Origin of the sequence: Synechocystis sp. PCC 6803 substr. PCC-P (assembly GCF_000284455.1) — a bacterium.
Classification (GTDB): Bacteria; Cyanobacteriota; Cyanobacteriia; order Cyanobacteriales; family Microcystaceae; genus Synechocystis.
In genome coordinates, this window is record NC_017039.1 from 202549 (window position 1) to 224856 (window position 22308).

The following is a 22308-nucleotide window of genomic DNA, read 5'->3' on the forward strand; positions in this document are numbered from 1 at the left end:
TCTCTATGAAGCAACACATACTAGTTCTAGAAGATGCCAATCAAAGAAGAACAATAATCTTAGACGAGCAACAGTATTCCATTGGTCGCCATTCTGGTACTAGCATCCAGATTCACTCCCGGCAGGCTTCCCGGCACCATGCCACCCTGATGCGGAAGACTAATAGTAAAACTAACGAAGAGTGTTTTTGGATTATTGATGGGGATCTAGAGGGCAATAAAAGTCAAAACGGCGTCTTTGTGAATGGGGAAAAACGCCTCATTCACGAGCTAAAAAATGGTGACCTGATTAATTTTGGCTGTAGCATCAATGCCAGTTACCACGTTACTGGAGAGGGGTTTGGGGAGTCTTCCTCCCAGCCAGTGGAAATATTGCCCCAGACTTCTCCCTATAATGAGGCGGTTTCCGCTCAGATTGCCTCCAGCTATAACACCAGGGAAGGGGTTGATTTGTTGGCTGGCTCCAATGATGAAACGTTTCACGAGCAATCCTATCTTGATACGGCAACGGATTTGCCCAATCAGACTCTGTTTTTGGAGTACTTAAATATTGCCCTTTCCAATGCCCGTCGTCACCATGCCCAGGTGGGGGTTTTACTCTGCCAGATTAATAATTGGTCTGATCTCAAGCGCAAACGGGGAGACGCGGTGGCCAATGCTTTCCTACAGGAAGCGGGGCAAAAACTGAAGTCAAATTTGCGCAATGGAGATATTGTTTCCCGTTGGGATAAAGATGAGTTTATTTTTCTGGTGTCCAAGGTACAGGATACTAGCAGCCTGTTGGGAATTGCTCAACGCTTGATGAAACCGGTTTTAGCTCCGGTGACGGCGGGGGGAAGACCGTTCCAGCCAGAGATTACCTACGGGGTGGCCCTCTATCCGGTGGATGGGGAGCAGGTGAATGACTTGATCGGTCACATTAGAGAAAATTTACAGCAGTTGTTACCCCAACCCACCAACCCGGGGTCAGGAGAGGCGGATGACCATATAGAAACAGCGGTGGATGTGCGCATCGGTGCCCCCCAGCCGGTGCCAGGACTTTCTGACTCTGATCAAAAGCGTTTGGCGATCGTAGAAAAGCGTTTACTACGGGCGTTGGAACAACATGAGTTGGAATTGTACTATCAGCCCCAGATTAATTGGCGTAAAAAAACTATTGAGGCCATGGAGGCGTTTATCCGTTGGCAACATCCCCAAAAGGGCCTACTGCCCCCGGGACAGTTTTTGCCGTGGAGCGACCAAACGGAATTTATGGTGCCCCTCACTCGGTGGATTTTAGAAACTGCCTGTCAACAAAATGTCCTGTGGCAACAGCAATTGCAAACTCCTTTTTTAGTTTCCGTTAATATTTCTGAAAAGCAGTTTTATCATCCTTTACTTAAAAATATGGTCATGGAGGCGATCGCCATGGCCAAGATGGAGACCCATTACTTGGAGTTAGAAATTCAAGAATCCACTGTGATGAAGGATTTTGGTCTGGCACAGCAAATTATCACCAACTTACATAACTACGGCGTGGGTTTTTCCCTAGATGATTTTGGCACCGACTATATGTCCCTCCGTTGTCTCCAGGATTTACCTTTTCAAAAGCTAAAAATTGACAAATCCCTAACGGCACAGTTACTAGAACAAACCGATAACGTTCCTAATTTAACCATGATGGAAACCCTGATCAATCTTGGTAAAACCTTCAACCTGAAGGTGGTGGCCGAGGGGGTCGAACAGGAGGAACAGATTAACATTTTAGATAGCCTCAATTGCTTTTTCATGCAGGGCTATTGCTTCAGTGAACCGTTAAATATTCTGGCCGCCAATAGCTTTTTGCACAAATACATTGCGGGTAATTAGAACGTGTTTGGCAAGTTTTATTCCGCCCCCTAAATCTCCCAATAATGGGAGACTTTCACTCAGTTTCCCCCCAAAATTGGGGGCCAGGGGGCTTTTCAAACAGGCTCTTAGGTTCAGTTTTAGAAGCTTTTTGCTCCAGAGGAGGCAACGGTAGGATAGACTGAATATTACAAATTGTTAATGCGGACCTTGAAGCCGCTTGCCCGTTATGTCTCTTCCCATCCGCAATGTCGCCATCATTGCCCACGTTGATCACGGTAAAACCACCCTTGTTGATGCTTTGTTGAAGCAATCAGGCATTTTCCGGGAAGGGGAAGACGTACCGGTGTGTGTGATGGACTCCAACGATCTGGAACGGGAACGGGGCATTACTATCCTCTCGAAAAATACGGCGGTCCGCTACCAAGATACGTTAATTAATATTGTCGATACCCCTGGCCACGCTGATTTTGGTGGGGAAGTGGAACGGGTGCTGGGTATGGTGGACGGTTGTGTGTTAATCGTCGATGCCAATGAAGGCCCCATGCCCCAAACTCGGTTTGTGCTCAAAAAAGCGTTGGAAAAAGGTCTGCGCCCCCTGGTGGTGGTTAATAAGATTGATCGTCCCCGGGCCGACCCCAACACCGCCGTGGATAAGGTATTTGATCTATTTGTGGAACTGGGGGCAGACGATGACCAGTGTGATTTCACCACTCTGTTTGCTTCTGGTTTAGGGGGCTTTGCTAAAGAAAGTCTGGACGACGATTCCGAGGATATGAAGCCTTTGTTTGAGGCGATTTTGCACCATGTCCCGCCCCCGGCCGGCGATCCGAACAAACCCCTCCAGTTACAAGTGACTACCCTGGATTATTCCGATTATTTGGGACGGATTATTATTGGCCGCATCCACAACGGTACGGTTAAAGCCGGACAACAGGCCGCCTTGGTGAAAGAGGATGGTTCGATCGCCAAAGGAAAAGTTAGTAAACTCTTGGGTTTTGAAGGGTTGAATCGCATCGAACTGCCAGAAGCCAGTGCCGGCTACATTGTGGCGATCGCCGGTTTTGCCGATGCCAATATCGGTGAGACTTTGACCTGTCCCGATGAACCCCAGGCTTTGCCCCTGATCAAAGTGGACGAGCCGACTTTGCAAATGACCTTTTCGGTCAATGATTCTCCCTTTGCGGGCCAAGAAGGCAAATTTGTTACCTCCCGTCAGATTCGCGATCGCCTCAATCGGGAATTGGAAACCAACGTTGCTCTACGGGTGGAAGATGGGGAAAGTGCCGAGCAATTTTTGGTCTCTGGTCGGGGGGAATTGCACCTCGGTATTTTGATTGAAACCATGCGACGGGAAGGTTATGAATTTCAAGTGGCCCAGCCCCAAGTGATTTATCGCGAGGTCAACGGTCAACCCTGTGAACCAGTGGAATATCTGGTTTTAGATGTACCAGAAGCGGCGGTGGGAGCCTGTATTGAACGGCTGGGACAACGACGGGGAGAAATGCAAGATATGCAAACCAGCGTCAACGGCCGCACCCAATTGGAATTTGTCATTCCGGCCCGGGGTTTACTGGGTTTCCGGGGGGATTTTATCCGCATCACCCGGGGGGAAGGCATCATGAACCACAGCTTTTTGGAATACCGCCCCATGAGTGGTGATTTGGAAACCCGCTATAACGGTGTCATGGTGGCCTTCGAGGAAGGGGTGGCCACATTCTATGCCATGAAAAACGCTGAGGATCGGGGCGTATTTTTCATTACTCCCGGCACCAAGGTTTACAAGGGCATGATCATCGGTGAGCATAACCGGCCTCAAGATATTGAACTGAACGTTTGTAAAACCAAGCAGCTAACCAACCACCGTTCGGCCACCGGGGACGAATTGGTACAGCTCCAAGCGCCGGAAGATATGAACCTAGAAAGGGCTTTGGAATACATTGGACCGGATGAGTTAGTGGAAATTACGCCGGAATCCATCCGTTTACGGAAAGTAGCCCGGAAAAAGTTGGTCAAACGTTAACAGAACAATGGGGCTTTGCAAGGTTTTAAAGGGGCAGAAAGGAACACCAATCCAGGCATAGTAACTTTCTATCCCTTTGGTTCAGTTATAGCCAATTCAATTAAGAGCGTGTTTGGAAAGCCCCCCTGGCCCCCCAAGTTTGGGGGGAAAGTAAGTCAAAGTCCCCCAGCATTGCCGGAGCTTTAGTGAGGAGATTTAGGGGGCAGAATCAGACTTTATAAACAGGTTCTAAGAATAATTTAAACAGGCTAACTAAAGTGGTCTTGGTAAAAGCTTTACAGCAAACGCTGCCTTCTTAGTCTGATTTGAATTAGCCATAACTCTCTTGTTTAGGCAAAAGAATTCCGTACGAGGAACTTTGGGAAAACGGGGAATTTGATACGGGCGAATGGCGGCATTTTGTACCGCTCCGGTTTGGTCCAATTCCCAAACGTGCACTAAGAAATTGGCAGCCATGGGGAAAGGTCAAACTCTCTCCATCGTGGGCTGGGGCCGACTGATAAGAATATCCAACAACAGTTGCATTTGATAAAGATTAAGGTAGGTGGGAAAATCTAAATGTCCTTTGAGAAGCATTTCCCGATAAATTTCCTGGCATTGTTGCAGATGTTCCACCATCCAAGGGGCATTATTGCTGCGGTATTGCTGGACTTCTGTTAAACCGCCAATGATTTTGCTCAAATCCTGGTCCTGTTGGCGATTAATTTCCGTACGGCATTGTTCGATAAAAACCTCGTTCATGCCCTCAATTTGTTGATATAAATCCGGCGCTAAATTGCCTTCAATCAACATCAGGCGATAGCTTTGTTTTAAACTTTCAATTTCCCTTAACGCTTCCTGGGGATTTTCCTGGGCCGTTTCCCGCAAATCGGCGATCGCCTGACGGTGGCCCACTAGGAACTTTTCCGTTTTCCGTTTGCGCCAACCCTGGAGCAAAAAGCCAATGGTGGTAGTGCCCAACAGCATAATGGAGGCGGCCTGGAGGGGTTTGTTCTCCTGAAGATAACGTAACCAAGCAATGCGGGGGTCTCCCTCCCGATAGGTACGCATAGCGGCGGGATGAATATACAGCAAGCCCTCATAAAGATTAACCGAACCATTCTCCGTTGCCAATTTGGGGTAAAACGAAGCGAATTGCCTAGAATTAGCAAAAATTGCCCAGGTCATTAAAGCCACTTTTTCCCGATTCATATTGGGTCTGGTTAATAAGGCCCCTCCGGTGGAAATGGTCAGAATGTCTTCCGAAGGAAATGGGGGCAACGCACGGTAGGTACCCTGGGGAATATAGGCTTTGCGGTAGGATTCAGGAAATTGCAAAGTCAGGTAATTAATGAAGCTTTCGCTCAGGGGCACAAAATCAACATTTTCCACAATGGTCAATTGTTCCCGCACTTCATCGCTGGCTTTAAACGGCCCCACGTACACCATGGCATCCAAGGGACTGTTGGGCGCAACGAAATTTTGCAAGCCCATACTCAAACCTAACTGGGTATAGGGTTGAATGGTCAAATTGGTGGAATCAAATAAGCGGGTGGCGGTGAAGTTGATGCCACTAGCTGGGGGGCCAATGCTGACTTTTTTACCCTCTAGATCTCTTAGGGTATTCACATTTTGATTTTTGCGGCCAACGATGTGGGCATATTCTTCAGTCAGAATGGCCACGGCAGCTACATCCCCTGCTTTCATGGCTTCGCTGGCCACGTCGAGTTGCACCATGGCAAAATCCACTTCCCCGTCCAATAGCCGTTGTAAATTTTGTTGGGAACCCTGGGAATCCTTGTTGTCCACCACAACAAGGTCAACGGTGGCCGCTGATTCCTGGATTTGTTGGCCAATGCGAACATAGGCGCTGAGCCCATTGCCAGTGGACAGGGTCACGGTGGCGGGTTTCCTGGTAGTGCAACCGACAAACACCAAGGGAAAAAGGGCAATCACAACCACAGCCCAGGGCAGTCGATTTTGGAGTAATTTCTGTAGGGAAAGATTATTTGCCAATGGGGACAGATTAAAAAAGTTCAAAACTGGATTGGGTATAAAAGCTATTGGCCCATGGGGGAAAGGGAAAATTCGGCTATCTCCAACCAGTCCTTAAAATTTATTGGAATTTAACTGATTATTTTAAGGATGGAATCCCTTGAAGATGGGCCGACCTCACCCCACTATGGTAATGGTTGCAAGAGGATTAGCCATTGTTCCAGGAATCAAGCTGATTTCCATGCCTTCTTTGGCGATCGCCGTGGCGGGAAATTGTTGTTTAGCTCGGTCCCATATGACATCCAACATTGAATCATCATGGCCAGGATCGTGGTGGAAGAGGATTAATTGTCTTACCCTGGCAGCCTGGGCCACCTTCACCGCTTCTTGCCAGGTGGAATGGCCCCAACCGACCTTGCTCATCTGGCGATCATAATATTCTTCGTCGGTATAGGTGGCATCAATGATCAACACATCTGCATTTTGGGCTAAAGCCAATACATTGTCATCCAGGCGATCGGGAAAATGTTCTGTATCAGTGATAAAAGCCACTGTAATGCCTTGCCAAGTTACCCGATAACCCATGGCTTCCCCTGGGTGATTTAAAGGCCGGGTCTGCAACTCAATGTTACCAATCACAACATCTTCCCCCACCTCCAAATCGTAAAAGGCCACAATGCCCTGCATCGTTTGCAACGGCACAGGAAAATTGGGGTGCAACATTTGCTCATGGAGCCGTTGTTCAATGGTTGTACCATCGGGGGTCGGTACACCATAAACTCGAAAAAAGTTACCGGGCCGGAAAGCAGGGGTAAAAAATGGAAATCCTTGGATATGGTCCCAGTGACTATGGGTAAAGAAAATATCGGCCGACACGCTCTCCTGGCTTGAGAGACTATCCCCCAACATCTTGATGCCGGTGCCTGCGTCAAAAATCAGTCGTTCCCTTCCGATCGCCATTTCCACGCAGGTGGTGTTGCCCCCATAGCGCACTGTGGTTGGCCCTGGACAAGGGATACTACCCCGTACTCCCCAAAATTTGATCTTGAATGTCATTGGATTGTCACTTCCTCTGGTTCCCCAGCAATGATGGCGGTAACTTCAACTAGACCCAGGCCAAGGGAGTGGCGAGGAAAGGCCTTCAGCGGGGATTGGTTAGCGATGTTCTTCTTGTACTTCCTTGATATTGTTTAATTCATTGACGTGGCCCAACTGGTCACGGACATCGTCGATAACCAAATTAAGTTGGGCAATTTTGTCTTCCAGGCGACGGCGAGCCAACTCAATATTTTCCTCACTATCGAGATTTCCTACCCCCTCAGTGTCTAATTTTTCCCGGTCGGGGCTTTGGGTAGCAGCTCGATTGGCCAGGACAGAACCCAAAATTCCCCCCACTACGCCACCAATGACCGTACCTAATAAAAATCCTCCGGCGAAGTTATCTTTTTGAGCCATGACTTTACTCCTGTTGTTAACGTTTGGGGGTGAATTTGTAATTATTTGATCACTAGTTTAATGGTGTTATCAAGTACCAAAGCAACGATCGCCTGCATCCCCTAGGCCGGGCACAATGTAACCCCGGTCATTGAGTTGTTCGTCAATCATGGCGGTGTAGATGGTCAAATTGGGATGGGCATTACTTAATTTTTGCAGGGCAGTGGGGGCGGCCACCACGGAGACCAAACGGATTAAATTGGCATCAATGTCCCGGGCCATCAGCAAATCCAAAGCAGCCATGATGGTATTACCCGTAGCCAACATGGGATCTAGCAACAAAAGATGGGTACCGGGGGCAAACCGCTCCGGCAACTTGTTCAGATACAGACTAGGTTCCAGGGTAGTTTCATTGCGCACTAAACCCAGATGGTAAATTTTTGCCAGGGGCAACAACCCCTGGGCCCCTTCCACCAGAGCCAACCCCGCCCGCAAAATGGGCACAATGACAAAGGGCGTTTGGGGGTCAATAAGACTGGCCTTGGCGATCGCCAGGGGAGTTTTCACTTCCGTATCCACCGTCGGCAACCAATAACGAGCGGCCTCATAGGTCAACCAACGTCCCAATTCCCCCATGGCAGTTTTAAACAAAACCGGCGGCGTGTTTTCATCCCTAGCTACCCCCAACCAATGCTTAATTAGAGGATGCTCCGGCACATAAACACGTAATTGAGAAGCCATGGGAAAACTTAAAAGTTAATATCTAAAATTTAATTTTGTTAATCTTGGCCGTTGGGGAACCGAAAAATGGGCTAAAAGTTAGGACGTGGTCTCACCGTCGGTAACAATTCACCGCGGAACTCCACTGTAGCTCAGATCGGGTTACCGGAAGTTGGGGCATTGGGAAGGGAAAGGTTTTCTGCCATACTTTGGGCAGGGATTTCCCCCAAGTTCAACGACAGACAGGCAAGCATTATGAGCAAACAACCATCCTTTGACGGCTGGCAGTCCATTGTGGGGGGGCTGATCGCCGCCTTGCTAGTCCTGCTGAGTTTTAACTCCTTTGTGGTGATTAACCCTGGTCAAGCCGGTGTGTTGAGTGTGTTGGGTAAAGCCCAGGACGGAGCCCTACTAGAAGGCATTCATTTCAAACCGCCCCTGGTATCGTCGGTGGATATTTACGATGTGACGGTGCAAAAATTTGAAGTGCCGGCCCAAAGCTCCACTAAGGATTTGCAAGATTTGTCTGCCAGCTTTGCCATTAATTTCCGCCTCGATCCCACCGAGGTCGTTACCATTCGCCGCACCCAAGGCACGTTACAAAATATTGTCGCCAAGATTATTGCTCCCCAAACCCAGGAATCTTTTAAAATTGCCGCCGCGCGACGCACAGTGGAAGAAGCCATCACCAAACGGAGCGAGTTGAAGGAAGACTTTGATAACGCCCTTAATTCCCGCCTGGAGAAATACGGCATCATTGTTCTGGACACCAGTGTGGTGGATTTAGCCTTCTCCCCCGAATTTGCCAAGGCGGTGGAGGAAAAACAAATTGCTGAGCAGAGAGCCCAGCGGGCAGTGTATGTGGCCCAGGAAGCGGAACAACAGGCCCAGGCGGACATCAACCGAGCCAAGGGGAAGGCAGAAGCCCAACGGTTACTGGCGGAAACTTTAAAAGCTCAGGGGGGGGAATTAGTCCTACAAAAAGAGGCGATCGAAGCTTGGCGGGAAGGGGGGGCTCCCATGCCCAAGGTTTTGGTGATGGGGGGAGAAGGCAAGGGGTCTGCGGTTCCCTTTATGTTTAACCTAACTGACCTGGCTAACTAGCGGCAGCGGGGAAGTTATAGGTCCCAGGGCTCCTGCCTGACCTTTAGGTCCATTCTTATAATCGGATTAATCGGATAACGCCATCTTTTCCACCGAGGTTCCCCATGGCAGGTAACGAGAATATTGCCGAACCCCAGCCGGTCTATACGGGCACCATTCTTTATCCTTCCCCCAGTCCCTATGCTTTGGCCATTACTCCTCTGGTCCAGCTCAAGAAAATTTTCCAATCCCTCTACACCAGTTTATTAAAAATGATGTGGCAGGAGTTGTGGGCGGGGGAGGTGCAAAACAATGAAGCTTTCAATCTCATCCTTTTTTTGATTTTTCTGCTTCTTTGTTGGTTAACGTTTAGCTTCCGTACCGCTAGCCAATGGTTGTTTACTTTATTCTTTCTTTTCTGGTTTATTGACAACTCCATTACCCATCGAAATTTTCAGGAAGGCCATTACATTCGTCGGGTTTACCTCCGTCGCCATGGGACAGAAAATTTACATTGGCAACTGCAACTATCCCACAGTGCTCCCCTCTCGATGGAGTTTAATCCAGGACAGGTAAGGGCCATTGGGGTGCGGCGACGGGAAATTAGGGGGGGAGCCTTTCAGGACAAATTGGCGACGGTGTGGCAGGGACAACTGCTTTTATACGATGGGTCTGATTGGATTTTTGAGGAAGATCAAAACCTCGACCCGGTGCTAGAGGCGATCGCCGTGATTCAAGAACTGCTCGGGGAACCGGTGCCGGTGGCTTTTGAAGCTAGCCATGGGTTGGGAGCCTATGCCCTTAATAGGATTACACCCCAGGAGGAAGCAAAGCTGTTACAACAAGGACAAGGGGTGGGGGTGAAAAGAACAGAGCGTAAATGGCAGATTTTTTCCCGTTGGCGCTGGGGGGATTCTTGGCTATTAATTCAACAGATTTTTCGAGAGTCGGGTTTCCTCTTATTTGTGATATTGATGATGGGATTTATGGTGCAATTGGGGGCTATTTTGGATGGTTTTAGACGGGCATTTGCTGGGGAGATGGTTTACGTTGAAATACCGGATAATTTCGGTTTAATGCTGCCCTGGCAGGATTGGCGCATTGGTCTGCCCCTATTGCTGGCGATCGCCATTATGATTTACCGGGGCTGGCGTCTGAGTCGGGTTAAGCACTGTGCTGTGGATCAACATTTTGTGCGGGCCAGTTTGGACCATCAACCCCTGGGTAAACTACCTACCGAGGCGGTGGAAACAGTATTGACAGTGGGACAGGACAAACCAGAAATTTTGGTCTTAACCGCCAGCCGTAGTCTAATCATTCCCTCTTTCCAACGGCTAGAAGAAGCCCTGGTGTACACCTGTGTCCTTACCAAGGCGATCGACGCATTCACCCTAGGCAAACACCAAGCAGAAGTTACTGAAACTACCACACATCCAAAGGAATTTGGGGGCGAACCTTGAGTCGCACCAGTACACCGGTCAAATTGTCATGGCCATTGTATTCATTGGCCGCCTCCATTAATTTTCTCAGGCCCCGGTCTACGTCTTGGCTGGAGCTAACATAGGGCAGCAGTAGTTCTTGCCAGTGTTCTTCGACAAAATCATTGTCGGAAATCCCATCAGAACAGAGCAGAATCAGACAATCTTCTTCAATTTCAAAAATTGCTACGTCCGGTTGGAGATAACTACTGCTATGGGGTCCCAAGGCCTGGGTCAACTGATAGGCATCGGGGCGAGCATAGGCCAATGTCGGATCCAGCCCGTTAAGAATGGCCTGTTGGCCCACCTCATGGTCCACCGTCAACTGCTCTAAACCATTTTTGCGGGTGACTCGGTAAATACGACTGTCCCCCACGTGGGCGATCGCCATGGTGGTGTCTTTAACTAGCATCATCACCAGCGTAGTACCCATGCGGCCACTGCCGGAACTAGCATTACTTTGATTAACTTCGTAAATTTTTTGGTTAGCTAGATTAATCCCTTCAGTGATGGTATTTTTGTCCGGCAACCTATTGGCCATGACAATTTGGAAATACTCCAGCAGGGTCTTGACCCCCATCTGACTGGCCACCTCCCCTGCCGCATGGCCCCCCATACCGTCACAGACCACATAAACCCCCTGGGCCTTGATGGTCTTGCCATGGTTATTACGATGGGTTTCCACACTTGTGGTGATACCGAAAAAATCTTCATTATGCTGTCGGTGCCCACCCCGGTCAGTGTAGCCCGCATCCACCAGGCTAATTAACTGCATAGGTAATACCGCTGTGGGGACATCGTCCACCTCTTCCGAGTCAAACACATTGACATCAGGCATGGTAACAGGATTAATGCTGGGAGCAACTTCCTCGCTTTTGAAAGCACTTTCTCCACTTTCTATCGCCGCAAAAACATCATCAGGAATTTGCTCAAAATCCACTTCATGGATAATGAAATTTTCCCCTTCCTCCTCCACCGTAATCACTAAATCTTCGATGTCCGCAAACAAATCATCTACATCTTGATACTCGCCCTGGGCCGCTCTTTGCAGTATGGCCAACAAGTCCTCCCCTGCCGAGGGTACCGGACTAAAATAACCATGTAACAGAGAGCCAAATTCCTCTAGGGAAACTGGCGTTCCGCCATTGGCATAAATTTGTTCTAGGGCGATGTTTTGGTCTTCATCAACTAGCAGATTTTGCCCCATCAACAGCCCTTTACCGCAGCCAGCCGAGGAAAGTTGCTGCCAGAGTTGGAAAAGTTGATTGATCCAAAAAACCATTTCCAATCCCGGCAGAGAGTCCCCTTCGTCCCGCAGCACATCTGCTAACACATCCCATTCGGAACGGTCCTCCATCAAGACAAAACCATAATCTCCGTCACACCAGGCATCGTAGACTTCGGGGATTTTGGGCATCAACACCGGAAAGCGAAAGTAGGGAATGATCGCCTTGGGTAAATTCAAGCTTGACCAAGTGTCATTGGCCATAATTTCCCCATCGGACATTTGGGGTAACCTGGTTAACAAGTCTCCCTGCTGGGACAACAACACTTTTAGTACAGAAGGCTGTAAAGGTTGGCAGTCCACCACCCTGCTTTTGAGCACGATTTGTTCCCCTTCCCCCACTTCATCCACCACAAATGGGTTTTCTTCCACGGGAGTGAGGAGTTGGTAGCGTTGACCCACATCAATGAAGTTTTCATAAAGCCTGATCCCTTGGGGATCAAAACTCTGTTCCGGTTTCCCATCCGGGCCCACCGCCACTGGCACCGTGACCAACACTGTTAATATCTGACCGGCGATCGCCCCGCAATGGGGACAATGGGCTTCTCCGTACTGCACCATTTCTCCGCACTGATTACAGGGATGCTCCTTCAGGGACGCCCCACACTTTTGGCAATCAGTGTTGCGATTAGGATTTTCGGCGGAGCACTGGAGACAGATCAGCATAATTTAGGCGAGACGCAATGGATTGAGATAACTGGGACAAACAACCACCAGTTTTTCCGGAAAAGACCCCACTTTGCCGCTAAAACAACAATTAAGCTGAGTTGGGGGAAAAACCGTGACTATGGGCGAGGAGGAGGAATTTTTAGGGAGACGCTAATTTTCCAACACCATCCCCTTCATGGTAAATACCTTAGCTTAAAAATTAGACACTACCTCAACTAACTCTACTTTTGTGGGTATTACCTCACTTTTAAAGGTTTAACCAGTTTTTTCTCCCCCCGCTGTTGGTGATACGGCTGGTTGAAATACAATCAAGAGAGTAGCGCTTTCTACAAAGCTTATATTGAAGGCACTTGAGACGTTTACATTGCACTATTTTTAGTCGAATTAGTCATATCGTTGCCCCAATGCCTTATCCAGGATAAGTACACCACTGTGCCCGTCTGATGCTCTAGTGACAATCCATTTAAGAACTAAAATATCGTCGTTCCGGAAATAGGGTTAAGAGTAACTGATTAATGTAAACCTGACCCACTACGGGAGGCTTTTCTTGTACTTCTTCTGAAACTAATGGCGCAGTGGTGACCACCGTCGGAGCAGTTGGCGTCGATTCCCCAGGGGATCGATTTGAGGAAATCTGTTCTGCGGCCTCGGCGGTTGATGGCCTTGATTGCCTGGCAATGGATTCTTTTGCTTGATCTGACGGGGAATCTGTCCCCTTTGCAGGGGGCTCGTTGTCCCAGGGGGAAGGAATAGGGGCAATGGGGTTTGCGGTTGAAGGGGATTTTTTTTCAGTAACGCTGTCAGTTGTTGGAGAACTAGCCCCTACCGTCTGGACATCGGCAACCCGATTCATTAATAAGGAGCCGGGAGGAATTAGGACCTGGGCATCAATATCCTGCTGAAAAACGGTACTCCGGGAACCGAGACAAGCTGTTGCCCCAATGGTCACTGGCCCGATTACTAGACAGCCAGGGGCGATCGCCGTCTGCTCCTGAATTTTCACGTCACCGGCATGGGCGCTAATCACACTGCCTAAACCAATGCAGACTCCGGCTTCAATGGTAATTTGACAATCCGGAGCCGCTTCTAAAATAACCCCCGGAGCAATGACCGCTGTTTCGTGAATGATCACGTTACCACTCACAAAATATTCAGAAAGACTAACACTGTGAACGGGCGGTAACTGCATGGCAAAATCCGGGGGGCTGGTCAACTAGTAATTACTAGGGACGCTGAATAATGGTTTCCAACACCCGCCGTTTAGCCGTGGGATCTATGCCTAGTAAGCGGACATATTCGCCGTTATGGTCTGCCAAACAACCTTCTAGGGCCCGCAACACTTCCGACTCGTGGGTACTGGTGATAGGGGCACAACTCTGCCAGGATTTGGCTTTAAAGCGACGTTTATCCGTGTGTTCGGTGCCAATTTTGTAACCCTGGGCCAGGAGGGAACGCACCTGGGTAACCACGCTGTTATCTAGGCGCACGGCAGAATTACTGTAACCACCACCATTGCCACTGCCAAAGCCATTGCTGGAGGCACTACTGGATGTACTAGCACTAGACGAAGACGGCGATCGCCCAGCAACAACGTTGTCCCCTGGACGTTGAATAATCTGTTCTAACACCCGTCGCTTACCAACCCGGTCAATACCAATAATCCGCACATACTCCCCGGCATGATCTGCTAGGCAAGCTTCCAATTTGGCTAAAACTTCAGCTTCCCGGCCACCATCAATGGTGGGACAAGTATCCCAGGATTTGGCCTTAAAGCGACGTTTATCTGTGTGTTCGGTACCAATGCTATGGCCGTTGGCGAGTAATCCCCGCACCGTTGCTATCACTTCTGGGGTTAAACCACCAGCACTAGAGCCCCCGGCGGAGCTCACAGGGGCAGACTTATAGCCAACGGAACTGCTGGAACTAGAAGGTTTACCATTGCCATTACCATTGGGACGGTGTACAACAATTTCTGCCACCCGCCGCTTACCGGCTGGATCAATACCGATAATGCGCACATACTCATTGGTGTGGTCGGCCAGGAAACGATTTAATTCCTGCAAAGCTTCCCCTTCCCGATGACTACCAATGGTGCCTCCAGTTAACCAAGAGCCGGTTTTGAAGCGACGGGCACTGGCATATTCCAAGCCGATTTTATAACCCTGATGCAACAGGGCCCGCAACTGGTTAGCACTATCCCCAGCTAAGTTACCTGTTTGGTGGGCCACCGCACTCCGGCCGCTACCGCCACTGCTTAGGGCTTTGGTGGTGGTGGTACCCCGACTAGGAGAACCGGGAACATCACCGGGGCGTTGAATAATCACTTCCACTACCCGGCGTTTAGCCCCCTGGTCAATGCCAATGAGGCGGACATATTCCCCCGCAAACTCCTGGAGCCAACCTTCCACCGTGGCAATAACCTGGTCGGGACGGAAACCATCGGCGGTGCCACAGCTCTGCCAAGATTTGGTTTTGAAACGTCGTTCGTTGGCGTGTTCCGCCCCGATACCATAGCCCTGGGCCAGGAGGGAGCGGATCTGGTTGGTAATGTCAGAATTAATACTCATGTTGTCTATGGAATTTATATAGGGGGTTTCAGTAACGGGGGTAACGGCGGGGAGGGACTCCGGCAACACACACACGGTTGGATCAGTTCCCTGGGTTGGAGAAGCACTTTGTCCGTGCATGGCCGCAATCTGCTGGACAAAATGGCGATCGCCAGCTTGCACATCCGGTAAACTATCCGCCTGGTGTTGCTGGGTAATCATGGCACCGGAGGGCACCAATTTGTTGGGGGGAATTTCCACATCCTGAACTAGGGAATGCATCATCACCACCGCCCCATCCCCCACCCGTGCATTGAGCACAGTGGAACGGAAACCAATGAAGCAATTAGCGCCGAGGTAAACTGGGCCGTGGACCAAAGCCAAATGGGCCACACAGGTGCCCGGCCCAATCCAAACAGAATATTCCTGGTCATCATCCCCCAGCACCCGACCAGTTTCTAAGCCATGGATCACCACTCCATGTTGGATCAGCACATTACCGCCAATCCAAAAGGGCGTGCCCTCGTCCGCTCGAATGGAGCTCCCAGGGGCAACACTGACCCCGGGCTGAATGCGCACATCCCCCACCACATTGGCAAACGAATGCACGTAGGCCGTCGGGTCAATCTGGGGGTCTGCTAAATGTTTGGACCAAGGCCTGGAAGCCAAGGCGGTGCGAGATCCCATGCAATAGTTCCTCCTAGATACAGCCAACAACCAGCCCAGGGACTTTGCCAGCACTGCATCGGGTTCAAATATGTCCCAAGCAAAATCCTAGTTCCTCCACTGGATAGGAAGGATAGGAAAAAAGGGGGGAGCGTTATCTCCCATCATCCCTCTTGTTGTAGAGGGAGCCACTAGCCACATTAACTGTGTCGATGATGCCCACCACCATGGCATCCAAAGGGCGATCGCCATTGCCCCGTTCCTTACGGGCGGCACTACCCCGGGCCACCAGCACCCATTCATTTAAGCCTGCACCTACCACATCCCCCGCCACTTCATAGCGTTCCAGGGGTTGACCTTTGGTGTCGAGGAACTGAACTAAAAGCAGCTTGACGCCGGTTAAGTTCGGTGTCTTCGATGTACTGACCACGGTCCCCAAAACTTTGGCAAGTTGCATGGCTTAATTGGGCTCAAAATTTATAGGGAAAATTAACGGCGGATGATGGAAGGATTAACGATTTCCCGGAACTGTTCCACCGCCTCGGTGTAGCGAATGGGTAGCACATACTCCAGGTTTTCGTGGGGACGGGCAATAATGTGGTTAGACAAAACTTCACCACCGTTTACCCGACGGATGTTTTCAATGCCAGCGGTCACTGAGGCCTGTACCTCGGACACGTCACCCCGCACAATCACGGTGACTCGGCCGCTACCAATTTTTTCGTAGCCCACCAGGGTAACCCGGGCGGCTTTAACCATGGAGTCGGCGGCCTCCACAACGGCGGGAAACCCAAGGGTTTCGATCATCCCAACTGCAATTGACATAGGTTTAAGTTACTCCCAGGGAATATCAAATCAAAAAATCAAAACTACGCTGATCAGCGTCCATTGCCCAGGCTCGGCAGTCCTGGCTATTCTGTGTAGTTGACTACCGATCGCCAAACAAAGGGGAATTAATATGTCCGAAATTGTTCAACTTCTTCGGTATAGCGAATGGGGAGGACGTATTCCAGGTTTTCGTGGGGACGGGCAATGATGTGGGTAGAAAGCACTTCGCCACCGTTGACTCGGTTAGCGGCTTCGATACCAGCGGAAACAGAAGCTTGTACTTCGGAAACATCCCCCCGCACAATCACCGTGACCCGACCGCTACCAATTTTTTCGTAGCCCACCAGGGTGACCCGAGCGGCTTTAACCATGGAGTCGGCTGCTTCTACAACAGCGGGGAAGCCACGGGTTTCGATCATTCCAACTGCAATGGACATGGGGGATAGTCTCCTAGAATCGTGAAAGTGCGGGTAAAAGTTAGCAGGCGAGTTCGACTGTGGTCAGGGGCAGAGCCGGATCTGGCCATTCCCACCAAGGGATCAAAACCCAGAACCCGATTGATTGCCTAACAGTCCACAGTAACAGCTTTGGTGAACGGAAAAATCAAGAGAATTCAGAATAGGTTTTAGCAACCCAAGATAAACCCCCGACACAAAAAGTATCGGCTCTTGACAGCTTTTCCTGCTGTTGAAGTTGAATTTAGGAGGATAAATAAAAAATTTACGGAAATTTGATTATCTACCCTATGAAAAGCATAGGAAACCTTGGGCCCTTTGACAACATAAGGGATTATGATAATTTTTAATTCGACTATTCAGCATTACTAATCAAAAATCAGGGGGCAATCGCCGCTTTTGATACACATTTGGATAGTTAATTAACCGATGGCTATGGCCACCTAGGGGAGGTCTGTTTCCCCCATTAAGTAAAGGTCACAGGCTTTGGCTGCCCCCCGACCTTCGTTGAAAGCCCAGACCACCAAACTTTGGCCCCGGCGACAGTCCCCCGCCGCAAATACCCCGGGAATACTGGTTTCATACTGACCGTATTCAGCTTTAATATTGCCCCGGGCATCTTTATCCAATTTCATTGCATCCAGCAGTTGACTTTCTGGTCCCACAAACCCCATGGCTAGCAAGACTAATTGAGCTGGTCTGACCTGTTCCGTGCCAGCCACTTGCTGGGGAATAAATCGTCCCTGCCCATCCTTTTCCCAACGGACATCGACGGTATGGACTGCTTTGACCCGCCCCTGGTCATCCCCTTCAATTTTGGTGGCAGTGGTGAGGTAACTGCGGGGATCATGGCCATAGACGGCGGCGGCTTCTTCCTGGCCGTAGTCCATTTTGTAAACCTTGGGCCATTCTGGCCAGGGGTTGTTGGCGGCCCGTTCCTCCGGGGGTTTGGGCATAATTTCCAATTGCACTAGGCTTCTGCAACCGTGGCGGAGGGAAGTACCCACACAGTCGGTGCCGGTGTCCCCTCCACCGATAATTACCACGTCTTTATCCTTGGCACTAATGAAATTCGGGCCGGGAGTTTTATCTAAAATTGCCTTAGTGTTGGCGGTCAAAAATTCCATGGCGAAGTGGATGCCTTCCAGTTCCCGACCGGCGATCGCCAAATCCCTGGGCTTAGTGGCACCGGTACAGAGCACCACCGCGTCGTAGTCCTTGAGTAGGGTTTCCGGGGGTAAATCCTTGCCAATTTCCGTATTGCAAACAAAGGTGACTCCCTCTGCTTCCAGCACGTTTAAGCGGCGTAGCACCACTTCTTCCTTATCCAGCTTCATATTGGGAATGCCGTACATAAGCAAACCGCCGGGGCGGTCTTCCCGTTCATAAACCGTTACCCAATGACCGGCTTTGTTTAACTGGGCGGCGGCGGCTAAACCAGCGGGGCCAGAACCAACTACGGCTACTTTTTTCCCCGTGCGTTTTGCGGGCGGTTCCGGCGTTACCCAACCTTCCTGCCAACCCTTTTCGATGATGGAATATTCAATATTTTTGATGGTCACCGGAGGATTATTGATGCCCAACACACAGGAGCCTTCGCAGGGAGCGGGACAAACCCGGCCAGTAAATTCAGGAAAGTTATTAGTCTTGTGAAGCCGATCTAAAGCTTCCCGCCACAGCCCCCGATAGACTAGGTCATTAAATTCCGGGATGAGGTTATTGATTGGGCAACCACTGGCCATGCCACTGATCAAACTACCGGTGTGACAAAAGGGCGTGCCGCAATCCATGCAACGGGCTCCCTGGGTTTCCACCTGCTTATCGGGCATGGTCACATGGAATTCGTCCCAATTCCTCAGGCGATCGCCGGGGCTTAACTCTTGGGGAATTTCGCGGGTATATTCCAGAAAACCAGTGGGTTTGCCCATGCTCGTAGTTACCTCTTGTGGTGGGGGCGATCGCCGTAAATAAGGGATGTAAGCCTAGTTTAAAGCAGTTCCCAACCAATGGAGGGTAACTTTTATTGAGATTTGCTGGCCATGTTGCTTTTTGTTACAAACTTCCCCTCTGCCATTGGTACAAGTTACCAACAAAAATCCCTGGTGGGGCCATGGCCAAGCCCCGAACAACAATGATATTTTGGAATATGGGGCATTCAGACGGTCAAAGGTCGAAGTATTTTTAGCAAAAAATCAGCAATCAAACCATGGTCAATCCCATTGTGGTGGCGGCTAAACAGGGTCAATGGCAACTAGTGCAAGAATATTTATTCGCTGCCGCTTCAGACCAGGTTAACCAAAGGGACGAAAGGGGGCTGACGGTTTTGATGTACGCAGTAGCATCCCTGGAAATGACCACCGTCAAACAATTGCTACAAGCGGGGGCTGACCCCAATCGCTCCCGGCCGCCCCATGGCATTACCCCCCTAATGTTGCTAGCGGGATTACAGTCCAACCCTAATAACCCTGAAAAAAATCCGGTTCAACAGGCGATCGCCGCAATGTTGATGGAATTTGGTGCCGAGGTGAATCAAGGTAATGATGACGGCACAACGGCGTTGATGATGGCGGCCTATCGCAATAATTTACCTCTGGTGGAAACTTTACTAGCTGGAGGAGCCAGAGCCAAAATCCAAGACCAGCAGGGGACAACCGCCCTGGAATGGGCCATTAAACAGCAAAATTTGTCCATGGTTCGGAAGCTAATAGAGCACCACGCTCCGTTGGACCTCAGCGATGGGGATGGTAATTTACCCTTGACCCTGGCAATAAAAACAGGCGATCGAGTAATTGTTGACTATTTACTCCAAGCCGGTGCTCCCTGGGATCAGAATGGTTGGTTCACAGCGGTGGAGGAAGGAAACGTTGATCAGGTGAAAGCTTTCATCCAGGGCGGTTATCCCCTTACCCAGGCTGGGGATGGCGGCGATACAGCCTTACACATTGCTTGTTTAGAAGGTTACCAATCCATGGTGACCATTCTGTTAGAAAAGGGCCCCAAAGATATGGTCAATGCCGTCAATCAAGCGGGGGACACGGCCTTACATTTGGCGATCGCCCAGGGACATGTGGAGATTGTGACCCAACTACTCAATGCCGGCGCCGACGGTAATTTTTCCAGCAATGGGGAACCGCCCCTCCTAACAGCCCTCACTGCCACCCATGGGAATGCCCAGACCCAAGCGGTCATGGTTAACGCCTTGGGCCGGGCAGGGGTTGACCTGGACCAAACCCTATGGGAAGGAAAAACCCCCTTAATGCTGGCAGCCATGGCAAATCTCGCTGCGGTGATTACCACCATCGCCAATTATTCTGTCCAAGTTAACCGTGGTGATCCCAACGGATCTACTGCCCTGATGTGGGCTTGCCATCGGGGCCACGGGGCGGCGGTAGAAGCCCTGCTGACTAATTTCCCCGCTTTAGACCTTAATCTCAAAAACCAGGGGGGCCAGACCGCCCTTGATTTAGCACGATTGAATCATCATGGGGCCATTGTGGCCTTGTTGGAATCCTATATTTCCCGCAGCGCTTGATTATTGGTTAGTAAATTTATTCGATCTTAATTTCTCTTTTCCCACCATGGTTAATTCCCTACCGTCTCCTCCCCAACCTTTGCCCGATCGCCTGCTGGGGGAAAGTTGGCAATTTGTCGCTCTCCCAGCCCAGGATATTTGGCCCTATTTTGGCGATCGCCCCATGCGTTATCAAGCCATGCCAGAGCATTTGTCCCCTCTCCGGCTTGGTTTAGCCGCAGATTTACCCATCCCCGGTGTGGTTATTTACGGTGGTCGCCAATGTCGTTTCATCGGTGAATGGTTGGCGGAACAACAACCCAAAAGCCTGGTTTACATTGCCGAAGATCCCCAACAATCGGGGGGATTGGTGCTTCATACCCAAAACGGCGATCGATGGGTCATGGTCACCTTTAAGGATGGGGAAATGGCCACCGCAGCGGGGGTGTTCAGTCAGCGACAACAAAAAGCCAAGGGTTTACATTTTCTCTGGCTCCAACCGGATAATTCGGGGGTGACTACCACGGGGGTCTGGTTATTGCAAAAGTAATAGAACATTAGCATTTCCATTTTCAATTAAGCTCAAAGAACCTAGAAACTAGACCATGAATTTCTGAGTTTGGGACATGGTCGGGGCGATCGCCCGATGGGCATCCCTTAAGATTGTGATGAACCCTAGACAGTTGACAAAGACAATGAATATTCAGTTTCTCGGTAACATTACAACGGCCATACTGCTAGCAGTAGTGCTACAGATTACCCTTTGGCCCTCAGCGGCCCAGGCCTGCACCAGAATTTTGTGGAATAACAATAAATTAGCTGTGGTGGTCGGCCGAACAATGGACTGGCCGGAATCCACCGAGCCCGAGTTGATGGTTTTTCCCCAGGGCATCAAAAGAAATGGAGGCATGTTGGGGGACATGTTAGTGGTTAAAGACAACCCAGCCCAATGGACTTCCAAATATGGCAGTGTAGTCACCACGGTTTATGGCATGGGTACGGTGGACGGCTTGAATGAAAAAGGACTGGGCATGCATATGCTTTACTTAACAGCGACGGATTTTGGCCCCCGCAATCCCAAGAAAGCCGGGGTACAGGCGGGACTGTGGGGACAATATTTACTGGACAATGCCGCCACTGTGAAGGAAGCCCTTGCGTTGATGAATGAGATTCAGCCGGTAATGGTTGCCCTGGATGATATGAAGGCAACGGTGCATTTAGCCATTGAAGATGCCAGTGGAGATTCGGCCATTCTGGAATACGTGGAGGGTAAGCTGGTTGTCCACCACGGCCCAGAGTATCGGGTGATGACGAACGATCCCACCTACGATCAACAATTGAAATTCTTGGAAACTTGGGATTTTACCAATGCCACCCGCCAAACTCCCTTGCCTGGCAATGTGGATCCCAAAGATCGTTTTGTTCGGGCTAGCTATTACCAGATGATGTTGCCGGAACCGAAAACTGAACAGGAAGCCATTGCTGGTATTTTGGCGATCGCCCGCAATACTTCTGTTCCTTTTGGTGCCCCCAATAATATTCCTGGTTCTCTGTATAACACGGAATATCGCACCGCCATTGACCTAACGAATCGTCGTTACTTTTTTGAGTTAACCACTAGCCCCAATGTCATTTGGGTCAACCTTGATCAACTTAATCTTGCCCCTGGTGCACCAGTGTTAAGTCTTGATCCTGATAATTTGGATCTGTCGGGAAATGTTACCGATAAATTTACTAAAGTGCTAAAAAGTCCATTTTAGAAATTTGCCTAAAAATGCCCAATAACCTCCCAAGTTTTGGGAGAAATGAG

General features: G+C 49.9%; 18 protein-coding genes. 7 read left to right on the plus strand and 11 right to left on the minus strand.

Annotated features, from left to right (window positions below):
- The first annotated feature begins 5 nt into the window (after positions 1-5).
- Together SYNPCCP_RS00955 and typA are read left to right on the plus strand one after the other, a co-directional pair.
- On the plus strand, positions 6-1847 hold the full coding sequence (locus tag SYNPCCP_RS00955) for an EAL domain-containing protein (RefSeq protein ID WP_010871393.1): 1842 nt from the start codon (positions 6-8) through the stop codon (positions 1845-1847).
- A 208-nt stretch (positions 1848-2055) separates the two neighbouring features.
- Positions 2056-3849 (plus strand): translational GTPase TypA, encoded by a 1794-nt coding sequence (gene typA, locus SYNPCCP_RS00960; protein ID WP_010871394.1) that lies wholly within the window; start codon positions 2056-2058, stop codon positions 3847-3849.
- Between the two features lie 465 nt (positions 3850-4314).
- On the opposite strand, the gene SYNPCCP_RS00970 is transcribed toward typA, so the two are convergent.
- The 4 genes from SYNPCCP_RS00970 to upp form a co-directional block, all read right to left on the minus strand.
- On the minus strand, positions 4315-5844 hold the full coding sequence (locus tag SYNPCCP_RS00970; RefSeq protein WP_223211322.1) for a TAXI family TRAP transporter solute-binding subunit: 1530 nt from the start codon (positions 5842-5844) through the stop codon (positions 4315-4317).
- A gap of 156 nt (positions 5845-6000) precedes the next feature.
- On the minus strand, positions 6001-6879 hold the full coding sequence (locus SYNPCCP_RS00975; protein WP_010871396.1) for an MBL fold metallo-hydrolase: 879 nt from the start codon (positions 6877-6879) through the stop codon (positions 6001-6003).
- 99 nt (positions 6880-6978) lie between these two features.
- Positions 6979-7278: a thylakoid membrane protein gene (locus SYNPCCP_RS00980; RefSeq protein ID WP_010871397.1), complete on the minus strand. Its 300-nt coding sequence runs from the start codon at positions 7276-7278 to the stop codon at positions 6979-6981.
- Between the two features lie 69 nt (positions 7279-7347).
- Entirely contained in the window at positions 7348-7998 is a 651-nt protein-coding gene (upp, locus tag SYNPCCP_RS00985; protein WP_010871398.1) for a uracil phosphoribosyltransferase, read from the minus strand.
- 234 nt (positions 7999-8232) lie between these two features.
- On the opposite strand from upp, the gene SYNPCCP_RS00990 reads away from it, so the two are divergent.
- Both SYNPCCP_RS00990 and SYNPCCP_RS00995 read left to right on the plus strand, forming a co-directional pair.
- Entirely contained in the window at positions 8233-9081 is an 849-nt protein-coding gene (locus tag SYNPCCP_RS00990) for a prohibitin family protein (protein ID WP_010871399.1), read from the plus strand.
- 104 nt (positions 9082-9185) lie between these two features.
- Positions 9186-10520: a hypothetical protein gene (locus SYNPCCP_RS00995; protein ID WP_010871400.1), complete on the plus strand. Its 1335-nt coding sequence runs from the start codon at positions 9186-9188 to the stop codon at positions 10518-10520.
- Here SYNPCCP_RS00995 and SYNPCCP_RS01000 read toward each other — a convergent pair.
- From SYNPCCP_RS01000 to gltD, 7 genes are all read right to left on the minus strand, one after another.
- Complete coding sequence (locus tag SYNPCCP_RS01000; protein ID WP_010871401.1) at positions 10483-12489, minus strand: serine/threonine phosphatase; 2007 nt, start codon at positions 12487-12489, stop codon at positions 10483-10485. The genes SYNPCCP_RS00995 and SYNPCCP_RS01000 overlap by 38 nt on opposite strands.
- A gap of 466 nt (positions 12490-12955) precedes the next feature.
- Entirely contained in the window at positions 12956-13681 is a 726-nt protein-coding gene (locus tag SYNPCCP_RS01005) for a hypothetical protein (protein ID WP_010871402.1), read from the minus strand.
- 34 nt (positions 13682-13715) lie between these two features.
- The gene (locus SYNPCCP_RS01010) at positions 13716-15725 is read right to left on the minus strand and encodes a ribulose bisphosphate carboxylase small subunit (protein WP_014407066.1); all 2010 of its coding nucleotides are present in this window, start codon (positions 15723-15725) and stop codon (positions 13716-13718) included.
- Positions 15726-15858: 133 nt separating this feature from the next.
- Positions 15859-16161 (minus strand): EutN/CcmL family microcompartment protein, encoded by a 303-nt coding sequence (locus SYNPCCP_RS01015; RefSeq protein ID WP_010871404.1) that lies wholly within the window; start codon positions 16159-16161, stop codon positions 15859-15861.
- 32 nt (positions 16162-16193) lie between these two features.
- A complete protein-coding gene (locus SYNPCCP_RS01020) occupies positions 16194-16529 on the minus strand; it encodes a carbon dioxide-concentrating mechanism protein CcmK (protein WP_010871405.1) in 336 nt (111 codons plus the stop codon).
- Positions 16530-16657: 128 nt separating this feature from the next.
- Complete coding sequence (locus SYNPCCP_RS01025; RefSeq protein ID WP_010871406.1) at positions 16658-16969, minus strand: carbon dioxide-concentrating mechanism protein CcmK; 312 nt, start codon at positions 16967-16969, stop codon at positions 16658-16660.
- A gap of 461 nt (positions 16970-17430) precedes the next feature.
- Positions 17431-18915, minus strand: a complete 1485-nt coding sequence (gltD, locus tag SYNPCCP_RS01030; protein WP_010871407.1) for a glutamate synthase small subunit — start codon at positions 18913-18915, stop codon at positions 17431-17433.
- A gap of 278 nt (positions 18916-19193) precedes the next feature.
- Between gltD and SYNPCCP_RS01035 the strand changes: the two genes are divergently transcribed.
- The 3 genes from SYNPCCP_RS01035 to SYNPCCP_RS01045 all read left to right on the plus strand — a co-directional run bounded on the left by SYNPCCP_RS01035 (position 19194) and on the right by SYNPCCP_RS01045 (position 22258).
- The gene (locus tag SYNPCCP_RS01035; protein ID WP_010871408.1) at positions 19194-20519 is read left to right on the plus strand and encodes an ankyrin repeat domain-containing protein; all 1326 of its coding nucleotides are present in this window, start codon (positions 19194-19196) and stop codon (positions 20517-20519) included.
- 46 nt (positions 20520-20565) lie between these two features.
- Positions 20566-21048 carry a Tab2 family RNA-binding protein gene (locus SYNPCCP_RS01040; RefSeq protein ID WP_020861386.1) on the plus strand — a complete coding sequence of 161 codons (483 nt, stop codon included), beginning with the start codon at positions 20566-20568 and terminating at the stop codon, positions 21046-21048.
- A gap of 145 nt (positions 21049-21193) precedes the next feature.
- A complete protein-coding gene (locus SYNPCCP_RS01045) occupies positions 21194-22258 on the plus strand; it encodes a linear amide C-N hydrolase (protein ID WP_223211323.1) in 1065 nt (354 codons plus the stop codon).
- Positions 22259-22308 lie beyond the last annotated feature (50 nt).